This is a genomic window from Stenotrophomonas sp. GD03794, from assembly GCF_029842145.1.
Taxonomy (GTDB): domain Bacteria; phylum Pseudomonadota; class Gammaproteobacteria; order Xanthomonadales; family Xanthomonadaceae; genus Stenotrophomonas; species Stenotrophomonas riyadhensis.
Map to the genome: position 1 here is coordinate 167074 of NZ_JAOCFV010000004.1, position 21707 is coordinate 188780.

The window sequence follows — 21707 nt, forward strand, 5'->3', positions numbered from 1 at the left end:
CCAGCGGGACGCGGCTAGCGGCAGTCTTCCGGCAACGCGGCAATCGCGGACACCACGGCTGCCTGCATGCCCTGCCCCACCGCCATGTCCAGTTCCCCGCCCGTTGCCCCATGCTGGCGCCGCAGTTCGTCCTCGCACAGCCCGCGCACCCGCGCACGGGCATTGGCGCGCAGGCTGCTGCACCGCCAATCGGCGCCGCCCAGCGGCAGTACCGAATACAGCACGCTGTTGCAGGCATTCCCTGCGCGTTGCTGCAACGACAGGCCGCCGAAATCCCGCGGCTCAGTGCTGCGCTGCGGGTCGAAGTAGCTGTCCGGGAAGGTGCGCGCGTACTGCTCGATGTCCACCTCCATGCTGCGCCCACCGGCCAACGGCATCTGCAGCGGCTGGCCACAGCGCGTGGCATCGGCGCGATGCTGGATGTACTGGTAGATCGGCCGGTCCAGCATTGGATCCTGCTGGGTCACCGCACTGACCGCGGCCAGCACCGGCAGCGATGCACGATTGGCCATGCGCGCCAGCAGCCCCGCCTGTGCCGGCACGCAGCGGTCGCGCAACGTGGCCGCCAGCAGGAACAGCACATCGTTGCGAAAAGCGTGGTCTTCGCCGAGACGTTGTTCGATGCGCTGGCTGGCATCGGCCGCGGGTGCCGGGAAGGCGATCGCCGGTGGCTCGGTGACGTCGGCGCGCAGGTGCCACCACACCAGCAACACCACGCTGGTGACCAACACCCCCGCAACGATGATCCAACGCGTGCCCATCAGTTGTGGATCGCCGTCAGTGTCGCCGCTGCGGCGTCGTAGGAGGCGCTGGCAATATCCGCATCGAAGCGCTTCACCTGCAGGCGGCCGGCCAACCGGTACGGGTCCCACAGGTCGCCCAGTGCGATCGGCGTGGCCAGGGTCACGTGGATGATCTGGTTCGGTGGCGGCGGTGGGACGTGGATGCACGCACCGTAGAACGGCACGAACAGCAGTTCATCGACCAGGCCGGCATCGTTGGTGCCCAGCGGCACCACGTAGCCATCCAGGTCCACGGCGCGGCCATCGGCAGCATCGACCACCTGCGAGGAACCGAACTGTTTGGCGCGGTCCGGGCTGGAGTGGTCGATCTCCTGCCCCGGTGGCGTGCCCGAGCCGGTGTCGTCGATCAGCCCGCCCACCCCGTCCATGCCATTGCGTGACAGGCCGATCTGCGGCGGTGGGCGCTGGTAGGTCACTTCATCGGGCCGCAGCGCGTCCCAGCGATCGATGGGAGCCTCGGTCGTGGCCGGCCGCGCAGCGCCTGGTGCTGCGCTGGGGGCCATGGCGTCCCCACCCGCCTGCGTGCACCCCAACAGGCCCAGGCAGCAGGTCAGTCCGATCATGACACTACGGTTCATACGGCCTCAGCTGAGCGTCACGCATGGTGTAGGCCGAACCGGCCAGATCGTCATCCAGCCGTTCGGCACGCAGGGTACCGGCCAGGAAGAACGGCGAATACATGTCCGGCATCTCGATCGGGCGCGGCAGCACCACGTGCACGATCTGGTTCGGCGGTGGCGGCGGCACATGGATGCAGGCGCCGTAGTACGGCACGAACAGGAATTCGGTCAGGCGCCCGTCCTGTGCGTTGGCCAGCGGCACCACGTAGCCGGGCAGGCGCACCGGCCGCTGCAGTACGGTGTCCACGGTACGGAACGTACCGAACTGCGGCATGCGCCGGTTGCCGTTGTGCTCGACTTCCGGGCCCTCGCCGCGCTCCAGCGCGGCCAGCTCGTCCCTGGGCATCATCTGCAGCCAGTCCAGTTCCTGTTCTTCGGTAGCTGCCGAGGCATCGTGATCGACCACCGGTGACGCTGGCAGCGCCTGCACACCGGTATCCACCGGTCGTTCGCAGGCGGTCAGGAGCAGCACCATCGGCAACATCGGCAACCAGCGCATGCTCAGCCCCCGGGTGACAGGCCATCGGCCAGCGTGCGCCGATAGGCCAGCAGCGCCGGTACCAGGCCGGCCACCGCGCTGGTCGCCAGCACACCCGCCACCCACGCCAGTTCGCGGCCATCCGGCCACACATGGGTGATCGACAGACCGAAGTTCGCCAGCGCCCAGCCACGCCCGGCAATGCTGGCGGCCACCAGCAGCGCCAACGCCAGCACGCAGGCCATGGCACTGGTCGCCACCGCTTCCACCACCAGCAGGCCGGCGATGTAACCCGGCCGTGCGCCGGTCGCACGCAGGATCGCCATCTCGCGCCGCCGCTCCTGCAGCGTCGAAACCAGCAACGCCACCAGCGAGACCATGCCCAGCAGCACCACCATTGCACTGATCAGCTGCAACGCCCGCTCGGCGGTGCCCAGGGATTGCCACAGCTGCTGCAGAGTTACGCCGGGCAGGATCGCCAGCATCGCCTCGTCCGGATACTCGTTGATCCTGCGCTGTACCGAGAACGTGGCGATGCGCGAATTCAGGCCGAGCATGAAGGCGGTGATGCTGGTCGGGGTCAGGTCGAGGTGGCGCGCCTGCTCGGCGCTGACGCTCTGGCTGCGCAACTGCACACCCGAACGCCAGTCGACATGGATCGCCTCGATGGCCGGCAGCGAGACCAGCAGCGACGAATCCACCGGCGTGCCGGTGCGCTGCAGGATGCCGGCCACGCGGAACGGTTTGTCGGCGTGCGTGGCCAGGGTGACTGCGCCGGTGCCGTGCGCCAGCACGATCTCGTCGCCAACACCGACCTTCTGCGCGCGCGCCACCTCGGCACCGATCACTGCATCGTACAGATCATCGAATGGCCGCCCCTGCGCGAACGCCAGCGCATGGCCCGCGCCGTAGCGGTAGTGCTCGAAGTAGCCACCACTGGTACCCACCACCCGGTAGCCGCGCCAGGAATCGCCCAGCGACAGTGGCACCGCCCACTTCACCTGCGGCAGAGAGGACAGCTCCTGGTAGGACTGCCAGGACACGTTGTTGGTCGGGTCGCCGATATGGAACACCGAATACAGCAGCAGGTTCACCGGCCCTGATCGCGCGCCAACGATCAGGTCGGTGCCCGACACCGTACTGGCGAAGCCTTCATGTGCCTGCGTGCGTACACGCTCGACACCGAGCAGCAGCACGACGCTGAGGGTGATCACCAGCACGGTCAGGCTGACGCTCAACGCGCGGCTGCGCAGGCTCGCCCAGGCAAGTTCAAGCATGGGCGGCACCTGCGTGGTTGATTTCCGCCAGGGCGATGGTGCGGTCGAACAAGGGCTGCAGGCTGTGGTCATGGCTGACCACCAGCACCGTGGTGCCGGCGGCCTGGCATTGCACGGACATCAACTGCAGGAACGCGGTCGCGGCCTCGCGATCCAGTGCCGAGGTCGGCTCGTCGGCCAACAGCACCGCCGGCCGGCCGATCAGCGCACGTGCGGCCGCCACGCGCTGCTGCTGGCCGACACTCAGCGTACCGGCACGTCGCGGCATCAGCGCCGGGTCCAGCTGCAGCGCGCGCAGCAGGCGCTCGATCTCGGCATCCAGCGGACCGCTGATGCGTCCACTGCGCAGGCGCGAGAAGCGCAGGCCCATCGCGATGTTGTCGCGCACGCTGAGGAAGGGCAGCAGGTTGAACTGCTGGAAGATCACGCCCAGATGATCGGCACGGAAGCGATCCCGCGCTGGCCCGCGCAACCCATGCAGCGCATGGCCGGCCACCTCGACACGGCCCTGGCTGGGCAGCAGTACGCCGGCCAGCAGGCCCAGCAAGGTGCTCTTGCCGCCACCACTGGCGCCGCGCAGCAGCACGCTGCTGCCCTGCGCGATGAGCAACCGGGGAATGTCCAGCACGGGCCGCATTCCATAGCCGAACTGCACCTCGTCCAGCCTGATCACCGCCGCGCTGCTCACGGTGACAGCACCACGCGCAGGTTGTCCGTGGTCAGCACGGTGCGCCCCTGGCCACCGTCCGTCGCGGTGTTGACGATGACCTCGTGCAGGCCCGGGAACAGCGTGGGAAGGCGCATCACCAGGGCACGAAGCGCCGCCGGATTCGCACAGTGGTACTGCAGGTTGGCACTGAAGCCGGCATGACGATGCTGCCCGGCCGTGGGCACGGCAACGGTCGCATCGAAGCCTTCGGCCCTGGCATCACCGCTGACCAGACGACAATGGGCCGCCGTGGGCAGGGTGACCCAGCTGCCGCTCTTCAGCACGGCGGTGGCACCTGCCAGCGATGCCCGCTCGGTTGCATTGGCCGGTGGGCGCTCGAAATCCAGGATGCCGATGCCCGGCGCCTGCAGGGCGAATTCCAGCGTCTGCTGGTCAAGCGCGAGATCGACAGTGGCCTGGCCGTGCACATGTGCGCCCAGTTGGCGCACGTCATGGGCCTGCGCGGCGCTGGCGCCCAGCAGCAGGAAAAGAGCAGCAGGAAGCTTCATGAGGGAGACTCCAATTGTTACTATGTAACATAATGGACCACATCCCCCCGACCCCCGCAAGGGCTCTGGCCCAGCCGCCAACTTCGGCACGCTGGCATCCCCGTTTCGATCTGGCCGGTGCCTGGCTGTCACTGGCCTGCGCCGCCCATTGCATCGCCCTGCCCCTGCTGCTGGCCTTCGTGCCGGCGGCAATGATGGCGCTGCGCTCGTTCCAGCACCCCGGCCACGGCGTGATGACGCTGCTATTGATGATGTCGCGCTGGGAATGGTTGTTCGCCTTGATGGCCTCGACGCTGGCGCTGGCCAGTACCACGGCCGGGCTGTACCGGCATGGGCGCGGGCTGCCGGTGCGATTGGCCGCAACGGGCGCCATCCTGCTGTTGTCGGCTTCGCTCTACCTGCCGCTGAAGGAATCGCTGCTCTGGCACGGCGTCGCCACGGCCTGTGGTGGCGTGCTGCTGGCATGCGCGCACATCGGCAACCGGCGGGCATTGCACCAGCACCGGTAGCGTTCCGAAGATGCCGGCCAGCGGCCGGCACTACCGTTCGTTGGAAGCGCAGGCCGTCTGCGCCGCACCACCACCGGTAGCGCCGGCCGCTGGCCGGCGCGCCCCCCGCCTCCTCAGAAGCGGTACCCCACTTCCGCGCCGAAGATGCGTGGGCTGTCCACCGGGCCGTAGTAGTTTCCGTCGCGGCCGAAGGCCAGGTTGTCGAAGATCAGGCCGTTGATGCGGCGCTTGTTGGTCAGGTTCTGCACGAACACCCGCGCGCTCCACGGCCCGGTCTCATAACCCAGCTGCGCACCGAGCACGGCCACGGCCGGCTGGAACGCGCGGTTGCGTTCATCCAGTGCACTGGAGCCGGTGAACTGCGATTCCAATCGCGCATAGATGCCCGACTCGAACTGGTAGCGGGCCGCGAGATAGCCGGTGTAGTGCGGCGTCAGCTTGACCCGCTTGCCATCCAGGTTCTGGTCCACGCTGACCCACAACCTGGTGTACTTCGCATCGACGTAGCCCACATTCGCCATCAGGGTGAAACCGGGCAGCACTTCGAACACGCCCTCCAGCTCGGCACCGCGCGAACGGATCGAGGCATCCGAACCCACGTAGTCCGACGAGATCGGGCGGCCGTTGGCATCGGTGGCCACCTGGATTTCCTGCCAGTTGTCCGAGGTGATGTGGAACAGCGCGCCGCCGATGTGGCCACGGCCGCCGGCCAGGTTCATCTTGAAGCCCAGCTCATGGCTCCACATGCGCTCGGATTCGTAGCGCAGTACCTTGTCGTTGACCACATCGCTCTGCGCCGCGGCCAGATTGAAGCCACCCGGAATATAGCCCTTCGCCGATGCCGCATAGAACGACAGATCGTCGCTGGCGTCGTAGCGCAGCGACACCCGCGGCAACGTGGCCGAGAAGGTGTGCGCCAATGCGGCATCGCGATACAGCACGCGGCCACCGGCGCCCAGGTCCAGCGCACCGGCGCGCTGTTCGGTGGAACGCCGCGCCTGCTCATGGCGCAGGCCGGCGCTGGCGGTCAGCTTGGGCAGCCCCGGGAAGGTGTAGCTGGCGGTGGCGAACACGCTGTAGTCCTCGCCCTTTGAGGTCTGCCGTGGCGCCAGGTTGTAGCTGTCCAGCCCATGCAGCGCCGGGCCGACGAAGGTGCCGAGGATCGAATCCTTGCTGTTGCGGTAGGTCGACACACCGGCCATCCAGGTCAGCGCCTGGTCGCTGGGCGAGCTGAAGCGCGCCTCGGCCGTCCATTCCTTCTTCCTGTCGTAGATGCGGCCGGCCAATGCCGGGCTGTTGGTCATGTCGAAGTCGTAGCCGGCCGAGGTCACCTCCTCGTCCCGCCAGGAAGCGGCCACGTCCAGCGTACCGGCCTGCAGCTGCCACTGCGCACTGAGGCCGGCCACCGTTTCATCCTTTTCGGTGCGTTTCGGCGCGTCGTTGATGTAGGTGAAATCGCCTGCACGCCGGCCACCATTGAGCGAGGCGCCGTAGGTACGGTTGTAGAGGCCGGTATCCAGCGGCAGGTACTCGTACTCGAACATGCCCGGCGCACGGGTGCGCAGATGGTAGGCCAGCGCATTCACCGAAACGTAGTCGCTGAGCCGCCAGCGCAGCTTGCCCTGCAGGTAGCCTTCACCCACCCTGCCGCGCGCACCGGAGGGCGTGAGGTTCTTCAGGTAGGCATCTTCGTCCGAGCCCATGAACGCCACCGAGCCCGACAGGCTGCCCGTCTTGCTCAGCGGCCCTGCCAGAAAGCCATCGAGAGCGGTGCCATTGCCGTTGCCGAACCAGGTGCTGCGCACGTTGATCTCGCCCTCGCGTGCATCAGCCGGGCCGCGCGTGCGCACCAGTACCAGGCCGGATTCGCTGTTGGCGCCGTACAGCGTGCCCTGCGGGCCGCGCAGCACCTCCACCGACTCCACCTGGTTGAGCACGGCATTGCTCAGTTCGCGGAACGGGATGCCGTCGATGTAGACCGAGGCGCGGTTGACCAGGAACGGATTGGACTCGATGCCGCGGATCGAGATGAACATGTTGCTGAGCTGGCCCATCGCATTGAACTTCACGTTCGGCGCGAGCTTGTCGAGATCACGGAATTCGGTGACACCTGCCTCCTTCAAGGCTTGCCGATCAAGCACCGTCACCGACAGATCGCTCTTCAGGTACGGGGTATCGCGCTTGGAACCGGTGACCCGGACACCATCAAGCGTGGCAGGGTCGGCCTGCTGGGCGAGCACTGGCATTGCAGGAATGAGCAGGGATGCCGCGACGAGCGCGGCGGCGGGCGTGGACGACTTCAACGGGGAACCTCGGCGAATGGAGTGGCGGACGCGCGAGCGGCGGCAGCGCGGGCAAGAGTGTTATCCTGTAACATTCACGCGACGCCGCCACTCCATTTCCGGCAGTGCCGCTCCATTCCCGGATCCGTGATGCCCGCCCTCGCCGACCAGCTGCTGCAGGAAACCGGCCCGCAGGCCCCTGCGGCCTACGCCAGCGATGACGGTGCGGTGGTGCTGCTGCGCCATCGCTTCGATGCCAGCGAAGGTGAGATGGGACATCCGCAGCAACTGCGCCTGGGCATGGCCGTGGGCGGCGGCGGTCGGCTGCAGCAGCGCACCCTCAGCGGTCTTCTGCAGGCGCCGTGGCGGCCCGGACAGTTCAACCTGGTACTGCCGGGAGAGTCTGGCACCTATGCCAGCCCTGCAGTCGATCTGCTCGGCATCGCCATCGATACCCGCATGTTGCCGCACGACGCGCCGGCGCTGCAGCACCTGCAACCCCTGGCGGCGCGGCTGCACCGCGATCCGGTGGTGACTTCGGTGCTGCAGGCGCTGTGGTCCAGCGCACAGGCCGACGCCTGCCTGCCCGGCTTCCTCGAACATGGCGCGCAGGTGCTGCTGCACCGCCTGGGTCAGCTTGCCGGTCAGCCGTGCCAGGCGCGTGGCACGGTGTCCCCGCTGTCGGCACGACGGTTGCGGCAACTGGAGGCCTACATCGACGCGCAACACGGCCAGGCGCTGACCGTTCCACAGCTGGCCGCTGCAGTGCAGATGGAGGCCGCGACGTTCAGCCGCGCGCTGCGTGCGGCCACTGGCCTGCCGCCCTATGCGTTCCTGACCCAGCACCGCATGCAGCGGGCGCGCGCCGAGCTTGCGCAGGGCCGGCGTGTCACCGACGTTGCGCTGGCCAGCGGGTATGCCAATCCCAGCAAGTTCAGCGCGGCGTTCCGGCGTGTGGTCGGTTGTTCGCCGTCGGCATGGATCGCGCAGTCACGGGCACGGTAGTGCCGCCCGCAGGCCGGCTGCCAACATTACAAACCGGTAATGTCCAGGTCAGGGCCTCGAAAGGCGGTGGACGCCACCCTGCAGGCCACTTCCCCATCGGTGATCCGCATATGACCCGCTCCCTGTTCCGCGTCGCCCCGCTCGCCCTGCTGCTGTCCGGCCTTTCGGCCGCACCGCTGGCGCTGGCCCATCCCAGCCTGGTGCGTTCGACGCCAGCGGCCGATGCCACCGTGGCCCCGGCCAGCCAGATAGAGCTGCAGTTCAGTGAGAAGGTGATGCCGCGTGCCACCCGCATCGAACTGAGCATGGACCACGGCCGCATGAAGATGGCGATGCCGACCGCCGCGCAGGAGATCTCCGAGGACGGCCACACCCTGCGCGCGCGCTTTGCCAAGCCGCTGCCCGCCGGCAGTTACGCGCTGCAGTGGCGCGCGGTCGGCCAGGACAGCCATCCGATCACCGGCACCTACCGCTTCACCGTGAAGTAAGGCCATCGCTGTGGCCGAGCTTTCGCCATACGCGCTGCGGCTGGCGCTGTATCTGGCCCTGATGCTGCTGTTCGGGCGGATGCTGTTCATCCGCCCCGGACTGCCGCGCAGCGTCTCGCTGGCCCTCACTGTGGTGGCACTGGTGCTGGTCGGCATCGATGCGGTCACCCGATTGTCCGGCGTGCTTGGCATATCACCAGTTGACATCGATGGCGAGACAGCGCGCTGGTTTCTTACCGGTACGCCGGTGGGCGAGGCGGGACTGCTGCGCATCCTGGCCCTGCTGGCAATGCTGCCGCTGCTGGCAGTCAATCGCCCGGTGCAGGGCTTGCGCCGTCCTGCACTGCTGGCACTCTCGGCGGTGACCCTGGCCAGCCTCGCCTGGAACGGCCACGCCGCTGCTGGCGATGGGGTCGCTGGCAGGCTGCGTCTTGCTGCCGGCATCGTGCACCTGCTGGCGGCCGGCGCCTGGATCGGTGCGATCGCCGCCATCGTGCAGCTGGCACTGCGCCGCCAGGGCCTGCGCCTGCGCGAACGCACCCACGAGCTATGGAAGGCCGCGCACGGCTTCGCCGTGCCCGGCACGATCATCGTCGCCCTGCTGGCGATGACCGGCACCTATACCTATGTCGATCTCGGCGGTTCCATACAGACCCTGACCGGCGCCGCGCATGGACGCTGGCTGCTGCTCAAGCTGGCACTGGTGGGTGGCATGCTGGGCTTGGCCGCGCTGCATCGCTGGCGGCTGGTGCCAGCGCTGGCGGTCTCCATCCGTGGCGGCTGGCAACCCAGGCCGCTGCGCTCACTCCGCCACAGCCTGGCCTGCGAATCGGTGCTGGCGCTGCTGGTGCTGGCCTGCGTCGCCGTGCTTGGCACGCTGGACCCACTGACATGACCGATCCGTTCCGGTACGGGCCCAAGCTGCGATGATGGGCGCACCATGAAACTGCTGATCGTCGAAGACGAACCCAAGACCGGCAACTACCTGCGCCAGGGCCTGATCGAGGCCGGCTACGTGGTCGACCTCGCCTGCAACGGAGTCGACGGGCTGCATCTGGCCGGTAGTGGCGAGTACCAGCTGGTCATCCTCGATGTGATGCTGCCCGGCCTGGATGGCTGGAACGTGCTGTCACGACTGCGCGCCGGAGGGTGGCAGACACCGGTGCTGTTCCTGACCGCCCGCAGCAGCATCGCCGACCGCGTGCAGGGCCTGGAACTGGGCGCCGACGACTACCTGGCCAAGCCGTTCGCCTTTGCCGAACTGCTGGCGCGCGTGCGCACCCTGCTGCGTCGCGGCCAGGCCGTGCCGCAGGCCGAACGCATCGTCATTGCCGACCTGGTGGTGGATACCCTGCGCCGCCGGGTGGAACGCGGCGGCCAGCGCATCTCCCTCAGCCAGAAGGAGTACACCCTGCTGGAGCTGCTGGCGCGCCGCCGTGGCGAAGTGTTGCCGCGGTCGCTGATCGCCTCGCAGGTATGGGACATGAACTTCGACAGCGACACCAACGTGATCGACGTGGCGATCCGCCGCCTGCGCGCGAAGATCGACGACGACTTCGATGCCAAGCTGATCGTCACGGTACGCGGCATGGGCTATGTGATGGAGGCGCCGGACGGCGGCGCCACGCCCGGCGGATGAGCCTGCGCCGTTCCATCGCGGTGCGGCTGACGCTGCTGTTCGCCACCGTCGCCACGCTGGTGCTGGCGGCACTGGGCGTGGCGATCTATGTCAGTGCCCGCCACGACCTGGTCGCCCAGGATTTCACCGAACTGGAAAACAAGGTTGCGCTGATCCGTGACCTGGCCGGCAATGGGCCCGCGCCGGCTCGCGGGCTGCGCCTGGCAGAGGCGCTGGGCCACCATCCGGACATCGCCTTCCATATTGTCGACGGGCGCGGCACCGTGCTGTTTTCCACCGCACCGGCACTGCTGCGCGAACACGCTCGCAGCCAGCCCATCGACACCACCCCGCGTCGGCACGACTGGATCCTTGCCGATGGCCGCTGCATGCATGCCCTGCACCTGCGCCAGACCCTTGCCGACGGCAGGCAGCTGGTCATCCTGCTGGCCATCGACGATGCCCGCCACGCCGACTTCCTGCAGCGCTTCCGCCACCTGCTGGCGATCGCGATCATCGGTGCCGCCGTGGCCAGCAGCCTGCTGGGGGGCTACGTCGTGCGACGCACGCTGCGACCGCTGCGCACGTTGGCCGATGAAGCCCGGCAGATCACCGCCGGCCGACTGCAGCGGCGCCTGAGCGCACACAGCGCCCCGGCCGAGCTGGAACAGCTGGCGCAGACCCTGAACGGCATGCTGGCACGGCTTCAGCAGGATTTCGCGCGGTTGACCGAGTTCTCTGGTGATCTGGCCCATGAGCTGCGCACGCCGATCACCAACATGCTGACCCAGGTACAGGTGGTGCTGGCCCACCCACGCAGCAACGAGGCCTATCGCGAGACGCTGGCGTCCTGTGCCGAGGAGCTGCAGCAGCTGGCGCAGACCGTGGGCGACCTGCTGTATCTGGCGCAGGCCGAAGCGCCGGGGGCACTGCCTTCGCGCGAGCCGGTGGCACTGGATGCGGTGGTGGATTCGCTGCTGGAGTTCTACGAACTGCTGGCCGAGGACCGCCAGCTGAGCCTGCGCCGCGACGGCGTGGCGAGCGTGGAAGGCAACCGCTTGATGCTGCACCGTGCGATCGCCAATCTGCTGTCGAATGCGTTGAAGCATGCGGCGGCAGGCAGCGACGTGCAGGTACGGCTGCACGAGGACGGCGGCCGCTGCCGGGTAAGCGTGCACAACGCGGGGGCACCGATTGCCACCGAAGCGCTGCCGCGCCTGTTCGACCGCTTCTATCGCGGCGAGCGTGGCCGCCACGAGGGCGCCGGCCTGGGCCTGGCGATCACCCGTGCGATTGCACAGGCACATGGCGGAACGGTGAGCGTGGCCTCCGACGACACCGGCACCGTGTTCGAGCTGGTGCTGCCCAGCGCAGCGGCCCGGTAGTGCCGGCCGCTGGCCGGCAACCTTGGCACATCAAGCGTGTTGCAGTTGCCGGCCAGCGGCCGGCACTACCTCATCTGGTCGAACACCCCGGCTACCCAGTCGATGAACACCCGCAGCCGCGGCGATGGCGTGCGGTTGCGCGGGTAGACCAGGCTCAACGGGCTCGGTGTCGGCGGTGTGTCCGGCAGCAGCTCGACCAGTTGCCCGCGCGCAATGTACGGATCCATCCGGTAGCGCGGCGCCTGGATGATGCCCAGCCCTGCCAGCGCGGCACCGAGGAAAGCATCCGCACCGGAAACACGCACCCGGGCCGGCAGTGGAACGTAACGCACCTGCGCGCCCTGCTGGAATTCCAGTGGAATCAGCTGGCCGGTGGCACTGGAGCGGTAGCCGACCATCTGGTGGCCTTGCTCCAGCGATTCGATGGTCCCGGGCACGCCGTGCACCTGCGCGTAGCCTGGCGAAGCCACGGTGACCTCGCGCAGCAGCGTCAACCGCCGCGCCGCCAGATCGCTGTCGGCCAGGATACCGACACGCAGCGCCGCATCCACGCCCTCGCGCAACAGATCGACGTAGCGGTCCCCTTCGCTGACCTCCAGTTCGATCTCCGGGTAGCGCTGCAGGAATTCCGTCAGGTGCGGAAACAGCAGGTGCCGGCCCAGCGTGCCGTGCACTTCAATGCGCAGCGGGCCGCGCGGCGGCACGTCACGGAACGCGGCTTCGGCATCGTCCATGTCGGCGATCAGGCGCAGGCAACGGCCATAGAAGGCCTCGCCCTCCAGGGTGGGCACCACCAGCCGGGTGGTCCGGTGCAACAGGCGCACGCCCAGCCGATTCTCCAGCGCCTTGATCGCGTCGGTCACCGTGGCCCGCGGCAGGCCCAGGTCCTCGGAAGCACGGGTGAAGCTGCGGCGCTCGACGATACGGACGAAGGCGCGCATGGCCGTGAATCGGTCCATTGTTCGGCTACCCGGATGATGTTGGCGGATTATGCATGATTATCCGACCGGGCAAGATGGCGAAGATGGCCCTGCGCCACTCCGGCGTGCCTGCTGGACCGGATCATGCCCACCTCCCCCAATCGCATCGCCCTGGTCACCGGTGGTTCCCGCGGCATCGGCGCCGCCATTTCCCGGCGGCTCGCCGCCGATGGCCATGACGTGGTGATCAACTATGCCGGCCGCCGCGATGATGCCGAGGCACTGGCCGCCGAACTCAACGCCACCGGCGCACAGGCCATCGCGCTGCAGGCCGATGTCGCCGACCCGCAGGCGGTGCGCCAACTGTTCGACGCCATCGAGGCGCGCTTCGGCGGTATCGACGTAGTGGTGAACAGTGCCGGCGTGCTGCAGTTGGCGCCGCTGGCCGACAGCGACGATGCCCTGTTCGAGCGGGTGATCGGCATCAACCTCAAGGGCGCGTTCAAAGTGCTGCGCGAGAGCGCGCGACGGGTGCGCGACGGCGGCCGCCTGATCAGCCTGTCCACCAGCGTGGTCGGCATCAGACTGGAGAACTACAGCGTGTATGCCGCCAGCAAGGCGGCGGTGGAGACGATGGGCGCGATCCTCAGCAAGGAGCTGCGCGGGCGCAACATCACCGTGAATGCAGTGGCGCCCGGCCCGACCGCCACCGACCTGTTCCTGGAGGGCAAGTCACCGGAGCTGATCGAGCGGTTGGCGAAGATGAATCCCCTGGAGCGGCTGGGTACGCCGGAGGACATCGCCGGTGCGGTGGCCTTCCTGGCCGGTGCTGATGGCGGGTGGATCAACGGCCAGGTGCTGCGCGCCAATGGCGGGATGGTGTAAGGACCACCGGACTGGCTATGCTCGGCCAAACGGAGGGGGCACGCGCATGGAAAGGCCGGGCATCTGGTATCGACTCTGGATGATCACGTTTCTGCTGGGAGGCCTGTTGGCGCTGGCGACGCTGGTGCTGTGGTCCTCGCTGCGTGGCGACGTACGCAATCTGGCGATGGCGCTGATCTGGGTGCTGTGGGCACTGGCCACCCTTTGCTTCTTCCTGGGTGGCATCGCCGATGGCTTTACGATCTGGGGCGTCAACATCGCCAAGAAGGTATGGCGTGCTGAAACGCCAGGCCGTTTCTGGCTCTTCCACATCACCACGACGGTGCTGTGCGTCAGTTGCCTGGGCCTGTTGATCGTACCGATGATGATCGCCTGGCAGGGCATGGCGCAGTAAGGCTGGCGGATCCGCTCGAGTCGTGGCGCTACTGTAGAGCCGAGCCCATGCTCGGCTACTCTTCGCGCAGAAGCCAGAAGCAGCCGAGCATGGGCTCGGCTCTACATTATCGTCAGCCCGTCCGCGCCTCGCGGCGTCGGTGCACCCAGTAGTAGAGCGTCGGCAGTACCAGCAGGGTCAGCAGCATTGCCGACAGCAGGCCACCGATCACCACCACCGCCAGCGGCTTCTGGGTCTCTGCACCGATCGCATGCGAGGTCGCCATCGGCAGCAGGCCGAACATCGCCAGCAGTGCGGTCATCAGCACCGTACGCAGGCGCTGCAGCGAACCCTGCACCACCGACTGCAGCAGGTCCATGCCCTGCTCGCGCAGCTGGGCGAAGCGACTGAGCATCACCACGCCGTTCAGCACCGCCTGCCCGAACAATGCAATGAAGCCGATGGCCGCCGACACCGACAGCGGAATGCCGGTCAGCCACAGGGCCAGGATGCCGCCGATCATCGCCAGGGGCACGTTGGCCAGGATCAGTGCCGCGCTGCTGATGTCCTTGAAGGCATCGAACAGCAGCACGAAGATGATCAGCACCGACAGCGGAATCACCCAGCCCAGCCGCTTCATCGCACGCTGCTGGTTCTCGAACTCGCCGGACCACTCCAGCCGGTAGCCTTCCGGCAGCTGCACGCTGGCGTCCACGCGCTTGCGCATGTCGGCCACCACGCTGCCCATGTCACGACCAGCGATGAAGATGCTGACCGCCTTGACCCGCTGTGCGTTCTCGCGCGAGATATTGATCGCGCCGCTGGCCATGCGGAAGTCGGCCACGTCGGACAACGTCACCGTGTGGCCATCGCCGATGCCCACCGGCACCGTACGCAGCCGTTGCAGGTCACGGTCGGCATCGTCCAGGCGCAACGTGATCGGGAACCTGCGGTCGCCCTCCCACAGCTCGCCGACCTGGCGCCCGCCCAGTGCAGTCTCGATCACTTCGTCGATGTCGCGCACGTTCAGGCCATAGCGCGCGGCGCGGTCGCGGTCGATCTCGATCTGCAGCTGCGGCAAGGAGCCATCACGGTCGATGAAGGCACTCTCCACGCCCTCCACGCCACGCACCTGGCCCAGGATCGCCTGCGCCTGCCGGTTCAGCACGTCAAGGTCCGAGCCACTGACCTTGATCACCACTTGGCCCTTGATCTGCGAGATGCTCTCCAGGATGTTGTCGCGCACCGGCTGCGAGATCGAGAACTCCGGCCCCGGAATGCGCTGCTCCAGCGTGCGCTGCAGGTCGCTCACCAGCTGCCGCTTGTCCACCCCCTTCGGCCATTCCTTCTCCGGCTTCAACGCCACCAGTGCCTCGATCTGGTTGGCGCCCTTGGCATCGGAGCCGTCTTCCGGCCGCCCCAGCTTGGCCACCACCGTCGATACCTGCGGGAAGGTTCCAACCAGCTCGCGGATGCGCCGCGACTGCTGCTGTGCTTCGGCCAGGCTGGTGCTGGGGTCAAGCGTGGCGGTCAGCCAGATCGAGCCCTCGTCCAGCTCGGGCAGGAACTCCGAGCCCAGGCGGGTACCCAATGCCAACGTACCCACCAGCAATGCGACCGCGGTCAGCACCACCGCACGCGGTCGGGCCAACGCACGCTCCAGGATCGGCCGGTACCAGCCGGTCAGGCGGTCCATCAGCGGATTGCCATCGCGCATGCGGTCCCGTCGCAGCCACCAGTAGCAGAACAGCGGCACCACGGTCAGCGCCAGGATCAACGCACCGATCAGGGCCGAGGTCACCGAGTACGCCATCGGCGCGAACATGCGGCCTTCCTGGCGCTGCAGGGTGAAGATCGGGATGTGCGCGGCGATGATGATCAGCATCGAGAAGAACGTCGGCCGGCCCACTTCCGATGCGGCTGAAAGAATGGTCGAGAACCGCGTCTTCCGATCAGCCGTAGGTGGCAGCTTCGACAATCGCGAGACGATGTGCTCGGTGACGATCACCGCGCCATCGATGATGATGCCGAAGTCCATCGCACCCAAGGACAGCAGGTTGGCCGGCACGCCCCACAGGTGCAGGCCAAGGAAGGTCGACAACAGCGCCAGCGGCATCATCGCCGCCACGATCAGCGCGGCGCGGGCGTTGTACAGGAACAGCCATAGCACCAGGAACACCAGCACCGCACCTTCCAGCAGGTTGCGGAAGACGGTCTTCAAGGTGGTCGACACCAGCCAGGAGCGGTCGTAGAACGGCTCGATGCTGACCCCGGCCGGCAGCTGGTTCGCTTCGATCTCGGCGATGCGCGCATGCAGGGCGTCGAGCACGTCGGACGGATTCTCGCCCTTGCGCATGAGCACCATGCCGAACACCGCATCGTCATTGTCGTCCTGGCCGACCAGGCCCTGCCGTGGCAGGCCGGTATCGGCGATGCTGGCCAGGTCGCGCACCAGGATCGGCGTACCGCCGCGCTGCGCCACCACCACGTTGCCGATGTCACCCGGCGAACGCATCAGGCCCACGCCGCGGATCAGGAACTGCTGCTGGCCACGCTCCACGTAGCCGCCGCCGGCATTGGAGCTGCCTTTCTCCAGCGCCTCGGCGAATTCACCGAGGCTGATGCCGCGATCACGCAGCTTGTCCAGGTCCGGTTTGACCTGGAAGGTGCGCGCGAACCCGCCGAAGCTGATCACATCGGCCACGCCCGGCACGGTGCGCAGGCTGCGCTCCATCGTCCATTCCTGCACCGTGCGCAGCTGGGTCGGCGTCATGTGCGGGCCTTTGAGTACGTAGCGGTAGATCTCGCCCACCGCCGAACTCATCGCCTCCAGCTCCGGGGTCACGCCCTCCGGCAGCTCCACGCCCTGCAGGCGTTCAAGCACCTGCTGCCGCGCGAAATAGTCGTCGGCCTTGTCGTCGAAGGTCAGGATGATCATCGACAAGCCGAACTGCGTGTGCGAGAACACCCGCACCGAATGCGGAATGCCGGACAAGGCCACTTCCAGCGGCATCGTCACTTCGCGCTCCACCTCTTCGGCGGCGCGGCCCGGGTGCAGCGACACCACCGTCACCTGGGTGTCGGATACATCCGGGAAGGCCTCCACCGGCAGCACGCGGAACGCGGCGATACCGCCGCCGATGAACAACAGCAGTGCCAGCATCACCATCAGCGGCTGGCGCAGGCAATAGGCAATCAGGCGATCGATCATGGGGCCGCATGCCCCGTGCCGGTGCTGGCCGCTGCCGGCGCGCTGTCGACCAGCTGCTGCAGCAGCAGGCCCCCTTCGACCACCACCCTGCTGCCAGCCGCCAGGCCGTCACGCACCCACAGTCGGCCGTCACCCAGCTCCTCGGCGTGCACGGCGTGGCGCACGTAGCGGCCCTTGCCCTCCTCCACGAACACGACCTGCTTGCCGTCGATCAGCAGCACCGCCGCATCGGGCAGCGAGACCCCGCCCTCGGCCGCCAATGCTACCTGGGCACGCACGTACTGCCCGGCCTTGAAGCCGCGTGCACGGTTGTCCAGCTCGGCGCGAGCCTGCACCACGCGGCGCTCGCTGTCGACGAAATCGTCCACATGCTGCAGGGTCGCCTGCAGCGGCTGGCCATCTGCGCCCGGCACGCTGACCTGCATGCCCGCCTTGAGCCGTCCCGCCAGGCTTTCGGGGATGTCCAGCAGCAACCACAGCCGGTCCGGATCGCCGATCACCGCCAAGGGTTGTTCACTGTCGGGGCTGACCGACATGCCCGGGCTCATCCGCCGCTCCACCAGCACGCCATCAATGGGCGCGCGCAGCGGCAGGCGCTGGTCCACACGCTGGCCATTGCCGTAGGCCCTGGCGAACGCGGTCGCGCGTGCATGATCCGCCTGGCTGCCAGCGAAATTCGCCTCGGCTTCATCCAGCTCACGGCCAGAGGCCACGCCCGCGGCATGCAGTTCACGGGTACGGTCCAGCTCCTTGCGCGCCTGCTGCAGCTCGGCACGGCCACGCACGCCCTCCGCCTGGGCCTGGCCGAACTCGGGTGAGGTGATCCAGGCGATCACCTGGCCGGCCTTCACGTTCTGCCCCGGCTGCGCCTCGATGCGCGCCACCTGACCCGGCAACGGCGTGTGCAGTGCGCTGGAGCGCGTCTCATCCCAGACCACCCGGCCCGGCAGCTGCAGGCTGGCGCTGGCGCCGGCGGTCACCGCCTCGCTGCGCAGCACGTCCAGCTGGCGGCTTTCGGCGGGAAACTGGATCTGGCCCGCGCTGACCTGGGGCGCATCCTCGGTATAGGACGCTGGCTCGCGGCCACAGCCGCTCAGCAGGGCCAGCGCCAGCAACGCCGGCAGCACGGCATGTCGCGCCCGTGGGCGATGGGCGGCGGTGGACTTCATCGGGATTCTCCTTCGGCAACGGATGTGGCGGCTTCCCAGCGCACCAGGGCAATGGCATGGTCGGTGCGCGCCTCGATCAGCGCGGCCTCGAAGTCGCGCCAGCTGCGGCGCGCATCCAGCAGATCGGTCAGGTTGGCGGCACCGCGCCGGTACGCCAGTTCGATGCCCTGCACCGCCCTGCGTGCGGCGTCGGACTGCAGTCCCTCATAGTCGCTGCGACGCTGCGCGGCGGACTGCGCGCTGGCCTGCAGCTGGTCCAGTTCGGCGCGTGCTTCGCGCTGCAGCACCTGCAGCTCCAGCGCGGCGCTGTCACGGTCCGCCTCGGCACGCTGGATCGCGCCGCGCGCGCGCGACGGCCCCCCCAGCGGAATGGTCAACGACACGCCCCAGGTAACACCGCTGATGTCGGTCGGCTCACGTTCGGCCTCCACACCCAGCTGGATATCGCGATGGCGCTCGCTGCGCGCCAGAGCCACGCCTGCGTCGGCCGCGACCAGGCGCGAACGCGCGGCACGCAGGTCGGCACGCTGCTGCGGGTCGAACGCGCGTACATCGGCCACGCTGCTGGCATCCGGCCAGGGGTCATCGGCACTGAGGTCGCGGCTGTCATCGCTGCCCAGCAGCAGGCCCAGCGCATGCCGTGCATCGCGCAGATCCAATGCTGCCTCGCGTGACGCGTCGGCTACGGCGAGGTCGTCCACCGCCAGCCGCGCGCGATCCACCGGTGCCATCGCCCCTGTCGCGACCTGCTTGTCGGCCGCCGCCATCTGCTCGGCCGAACTCTGCCGGTTGGCGTCGGCAATCTGCACCCGCTCCTGCGCGCCCTTCAGGCCGAAATAGGCTTCATGCAGCGCCACCTGCTGGCGGCGCCGGGTATCGAGCATGTCCAGTCCGGCCACCTCCAGCAGCGCTTCCGCCTGGCGAACGCGCAATGCACGCTTGCCACCGCGTTCCCAGGTCCAGCCCAGGCCCACGGTGCTGTCCACCCGCTTGTCCTGCCAACGTCCAGGACCGATGCCGTGCTTGGGGCTGATCTTGCTGGTGCCGATCGACAGCTCGGTGGCCGGGCGCAGCGCCGCCGTCTGCGCGTCACCCTGCACCCCGCGCAGCTCCAGTGCCGCGGCGCGCAGGTCCGGGTTGTGCGCTTCCATTGCACGCTGCGCTTCTGCCAGGGACAGCGCCGAAGCCGCAGGCGCGCACAAAAGGGCGGCCAGCACGACCGCAAGACGAGGGGAGAAATTCATGCACGTCACGGTAAGGTGACGGACTTGCGCCAAACTTGCCCCAACCTTGCACGAAGCTTGCAATGCGAATCCTGCTGATCGAAGACGACGCCGCACTGGCCGATGGACTGATCCGTGCCCTGCAGGGCGCCGGTCATCTGTGCGACCACCTCCCGCGCGGGCTGCACGCGCCGGCCGCGCTGGCCAGTACCCCATATGACGTCATGGTGCTCGACCTTTCGTTGCCGGACGTGGATGGCCTCGACCTGCTCTCGCGGCTGCGCAACGACGGCGCTACCCTGCCGGTGCTGATCCTCACTGCGCGCGATGGCGTGGAGGACCGCATCCTCGGTCTCGACCGCGGTGGCGATGATTACCTGGCCAAGCCATTCGCACTGGGTGAGCTGGAAGCCCGCCTGCGTGCGCTGTCACGCCGCCGCAGCGATGCGCCGGCACAGAAGCGACTCGGCCGGCTGTGCTTCGACAGCATCCGCAATGAAGTGCAGGTGGAAGGCCAGCGCATCGAGCTGACCGCACGCGAGCTGTCTCTGGTCGAAGCGCTGATGCAGCATCCGGGCCGCACCGTCACCAAGCAGCGGTTGTTCGATGCGTTGTACAGCTGGGACCACGAGGCCAACCTGTCGGTGATCGAGGTGCATGTCAGCCGCCTGCGCCGCAAGCTGGAACAGGCGCGCGCCGGCGTCGGCATCCGCATGTTGCGTGGCCTTGGCTACCGGCTGGAGGCCGTGGGTGACTGAGCGCGTGCACAGCCTGCGCGGCCTGCTGCTGCGACGCCTGTGGCTGCCGCTGCTGGTGCTGCTGCTGTGCAGCGCAGTAGGTTCGTTCGCGCTGGCGCGCTTCTACGCCGGCCAGGTCTACGACCGCTGGCTGCTGGACTCGGCGATGTCATTGTCCGAGCTGGTGACCGTGCAGGATGGCCGCGCCTCGATCGAGATCACCCCGGCCGTATCGCGCATGTTCACCTGGGACACCGCCGACGAAGTGCATGGCGAGGTGGTCGACGCTGCAGGCGGGCGCCTGTATGGCGACCTGCCCGAAGCATTGCCGCGCCCGGCGAGCGCTGCCGCGGATGACGACGCGGTCTACTACGATGCCCGCCTGCGTGGGCAGCCGGTGCGCATGGTCGAAGTGGTGGTCAGCGCCGGGCCGGGCCATGACATCCGGCTGCGCGTGGCCGAGACGCTGCGCAAGCGTCACCGGCTGGAACGCAAGCTGCTGCTGACCAGCGTTCCGTTCCAGGCCGCGATCCTGGCACTGGCGGCGTGGCTGGCCTGGTCCGGCACCGGCGCCGCCGCACGCCACGCCAACCTGGTCGCACGGAAGCTGGCCAGCCCGCGGCCGGATCCATTGGCGCCGCTGGACCCGGCGCAGGAAGCTCCCCGCGAACTCTGGCCGGCGGTGGAGGCCTACAACGCCTTGCTGCAGCGCCTGGACGCGATGCAGGGGGCGCAACGCCGCTTCGTCAGCAACGCCGCACATCAGCTGCGCACACCGTTGGCGGCCATGCAGGTGGAGCTGGAGAGTTCATTGCGCCAGCACGATCCGCAGGCCCAGCAGCTGGCGTTGTCCGGCACGCTGGCCGGGCTGGCGCGGCTGCAGCACCTGGTCAACCAGCTGCTGATGCTCAGCCGTTCCGAAGACCCGCAGGGCAGCGCGCTGCCGCTGCACCCGGTGGATCTGGCCGTGCTGGCACGTGGCGTGGTGGAGCGCTACGCCGACCGTGCGTTGGCGGCGGGCGTGGACCTGGGTTACGACGGGCCCGACGACGGCGTGCAGGTACAGGGCGACCCGCAGCTGCTGCGCGAGGCGTTGGGCAACCTGCTGGACAACGCGCTGCGCTACGGTGGCCTGCGTGGTGTGATCACCCTGGGCCTGCAGCAGAATGGCGAAGGCGTCCAGGCATGGGTGGATGATGACGGCGCCGGCATTGCCGAGGCCGAACGCGGACGCGTCACGGAACGCTTCTACCGGGCCAGCAGCGAAGGCGATGGCTGCGGGCTGGGTCTGGCGATCGTGGCCGAGATCGCACAGCGGCATGGTGCGACCCTGATGATTGATACCGCCCCGATCGGTGGCGCACGGGTGGGGTTGCGGTTTCGATCCCGCTGACGTCCTGCGTGCCCACCAAGGTTGGCACCTACCCGGTCACGCCACCCGGTAGTCGCCCACCTTGGTGGGCGCTGTTGACCTCCCGTGTGCCAACCAAGGTTGGCACCTACCAA

General features: G+C 68.1%; 21 protein-coding genes. 10 read left to right on the forward strand and 11 right to left on the reverse strand.

Translation table 11 applies throughout. The features are described from left to right. Positions 1 to 14: 14 nt before the first annotated feature. From N5D91_RS04080 to N5D91_RS04105, 6 genes are read right to left on the reverse strand one after another with little or no spacing between them, the layout of a single operon-like run. Positions 15 to 761 carry a hypothetical protein gene (locus N5D91_RS04080; protein WP_180853923.1) on the reverse strand — a complete coding sequence of 249 codons (747 nt, stop codon included), beginning with the start codon at positions 759 to 761 and terminating at the stop codon, positions 15 to 17. After that, positions 761 to 1381, reverse strand: coding sequence for a DUF3299 domain-containing protein (locus tag N5D91_RS04085; RefSeq protein WP_180853924.1), 621 nt, complete (start codon positions 1379 to 1381; stop codon positions 761 to 763). The genes N5D91_RS04080 and N5D91_RS04085 overlap by 1 nt, the downstream gene beginning before the upstream one ends. Next, positions 1371 to 1922 carry a DUF3299 domain-containing protein gene (locus tag N5D91_RS04090; protein ID WP_180853925.1) on the reverse strand — a complete coding sequence of 184 codons (552 nt, stop codon included), beginning with the start codon at positions 1920 to 1922 and terminating at the stop codon, positions 1371 to 1373. Before N5D91_RS04090 ends, N5D91_RS04085 begins: the two co-directional genes overlap by 11 nt. A gap of 2 nt (positions 1923 to 1924) precedes the next feature. After that, a complete protein-coding gene (locus N5D91_RS04095; protein ID WP_180853926.1) occupies positions 1925 to 3178 on the reverse strand; it encodes an ABC transporter permease in 1254 nt (417 codons plus the stop codon). Further along, positions 3171 to 3866, reverse strand: a complete 696-nt coding sequence (locus N5D91_RS04100; RefSeq protein ID WP_180853927.1) for an ATP-binding cassette domain-containing protein — start codon at positions 3864 to 3866, stop codon at positions 3171 to 3173. Before N5D91_RS04100 ends, N5D91_RS04095 begins: the two co-directional genes overlap by 8 nt. Then, a complete protein-coding gene (locus N5D91_RS04105) occupies positions 3863 to 4396 on the reverse strand; it encodes a DUF2796 domain-containing protein (RefSeq protein WP_180853928.1) in 534 nt (177 codons plus the stop codon). Before N5D91_RS04105 ends, N5D91_RS04100 begins: the two co-directional genes overlap by 4 nt. Positions 4397 to 4428: 32 nt before the next feature. Between N5D91_RS04105 and N5D91_RS04110 the strand changes: the two genes are divergently transcribed. After that, entirely contained in the window at positions 4429 to 4905 is a 477-nt protein-coding gene (locus N5D91_RS04110) for a MerC domain-containing protein (protein WP_153855459.1), read from the forward strand. A 113-nt stretch (positions 4906 to 5018) separates the two neighbouring features. Here the strand turns inward: N5D91_RS04110 and N5D91_RS04115 are convergent, their stop codons facing one another. Then, positions 5019 to 7151: a TonB-dependent receptor gene (locus N5D91_RS04115; protein ID WP_180853929.1), complete on the reverse strand. Its 2133-nt coding sequence runs from the start codon at positions 7149 to 7151 to the stop codon at positions 5019 to 5021. Between the two features lie 186 nt (positions 7152 to 7337). Here N5D91_RS04115 and N5D91_RS04120 point away from each other — a divergent pair, with 186 nt between their 5' ends. The 5 genes from N5D91_RS04120 (at position 7338) to N5D91_RS04140 (ending at position 11683) form a co-directional block, all read left to right on the forward strand. Then, positions 7338 to 8192: an AraC family transcriptional regulator gene (locus N5D91_RS04120; RefSeq protein WP_180853930.1), complete on the forward strand. Its 855-nt coding sequence runs from the start codon at positions 7338 to 7340 to the stop codon at positions 8190 to 8192. Between the two features lie 110 nt (positions 8193 to 8302). Continuing rightward, positions 8303 to 8680: a copper homeostasis periplasmic binding protein CopC gene (copC, locus tag N5D91_RS04125; RefSeq protein ID WP_153855462.1), complete on the forward strand. Its 378-nt coding sequence runs from the start codon at positions 8303 to 8305 to the stop codon at positions 8678 to 8680. Between the two features lie 10 nt (positions 8681 to 8690). Beyond that, positions 8691 to 9575 (forward strand): copper homeostasis membrane protein CopD, encoded by an 885-nt coding sequence (gene copD, locus N5D91_RS04130; protein WP_180853931.1) that lies wholly within the window; start codon positions 8691 to 8693, stop codon positions 9573 to 9575. Positions 9576 to 9620: 45 nt separating this feature from the next. Further along, complete coding sequence (locus N5D91_RS04135; RefSeq protein WP_110712486.1) at positions 9621 to 10319, forward strand: heavy metal response regulator transcription factor; 699 nt, start codon at positions 9621 to 9623, stop codon at positions 10317 to 10319. Continuing rightward, positions 10316 to 11683, forward strand: coding sequence for a heavy metal sensor histidine kinase (locus N5D91_RS04140; RefSeq protein WP_180853932.1), 1368 nt, complete (start codon positions 10316 to 10318; stop codon positions 11681 to 11683). The genes N5D91_RS04135 and N5D91_RS04140 overlap by 4 nt, the downstream gene beginning before the upstream one ends. Positions 11684 to 11748: 65 nt before the next feature. On the opposite strand, the gene N5D91_RS04145 is transcribed toward N5D91_RS04140, so the two are convergent. Beyond that, positions 11749 to 12642: a LysR family transcriptional regulator gene (locus tag N5D91_RS04145; RefSeq protein WP_180853939.1), complete on the reverse strand. Its 894-nt coding sequence runs from the start codon at positions 12640 to 12642 to the stop codon at positions 11749 to 11751. A 105-nt stretch (positions 12643 to 12747) separates the two neighbouring features. Here N5D91_RS04145 and N5D91_RS04150 point away from each other — a divergent pair, with 105 nt between their 5' ends. Both N5D91_RS04150 and N5D91_RS04155 read left to right on the forward strand, forming a co-directional pair. Further along, entirely contained in the window at positions 12748 to 13488 is a 741-nt protein-coding gene (locus N5D91_RS04150; protein ID WP_180853940.1) for an SDR family oxidoreductase, read from the forward strand. A 79-nt stretch (positions 13489 to 13567) separates the two neighbouring features. Continuing rightward, complete coding sequence (locus N5D91_RS04155; protein WP_180853941.1) at positions 13568 to 13882, forward strand: hypothetical protein; 315 nt, start codon at positions 13568 to 13570, stop codon at positions 13880 to 13882. 112 nt (positions 13883 to 13994) lie between these two features. Here N5D91_RS04155 and N5D91_RS04160 read toward each other — a convergent pair whose 3' ends face one another. Genes N5D91_RS04160 through N5D91_RS04170 form a run of 3 tightly spaced genes read right to left on the reverse strand, consistent with a single transcriptional unit; the run spans position 13995 to position 19485 of the window. After that, complete coding sequence (locus N5D91_RS04160) at positions 13995 to 17072, reverse strand: CusA/CzcA family heavy metal efflux RND transporter (protein WP_180853942.1); 3078 nt, start codon at positions 17070 to 17072, stop codon at positions 13995 to 13997. Next, positions 17069 to 18241: an efflux RND transporter periplasmic adaptor subunit gene (locus N5D91_RS04165; RefSeq protein WP_180853943.1), complete on the reverse strand. Its 1173-nt coding sequence runs from the start codon at positions 18239 to 18241 to the stop codon at positions 17069 to 17071. The genes N5D91_RS04160 and N5D91_RS04165 overlap by 4 nt, the downstream gene beginning before the upstream one ends. Continuing rightward, positions 18238 to 19485 (reverse strand): TolC family protein, encoded by a 1248-nt coding sequence (locus tag N5D91_RS04170; protein WP_180853944.1) that lies wholly within the window; start codon positions 19483 to 19485, stop codon positions 18238 to 18240. Before N5D91_RS04170 ends, N5D91_RS04165 begins: the two co-directional genes overlap by 4 nt. A gap of 62 nt (positions 19486 to 19547) precedes the next feature. On the opposite strand from N5D91_RS04170, the gene N5D91_RS04175 reads away from it, so the two are divergent. Then, positions 19548 to 20222 (forward strand): response regulator transcription factor, encoded by a 675-nt coding sequence (locus N5D91_RS04175; protein WP_071227978.1) that lies wholly within the window; start codon positions 19548 to 19550, stop codon positions 20220 to 20222. Next, entirely contained in the window at positions 20215 to 21594 is a 1380-nt protein-coding gene (locus N5D91_RS04180) for a sensor histidine kinase (protein ID WP_180853945.1), read from the forward strand. Before N5D91_RS04175 ends, N5D91_RS04180 begins: the two co-directional genes overlap by 8 nt. Positions 21595 to 21707 lie beyond the last annotated feature (113 nt).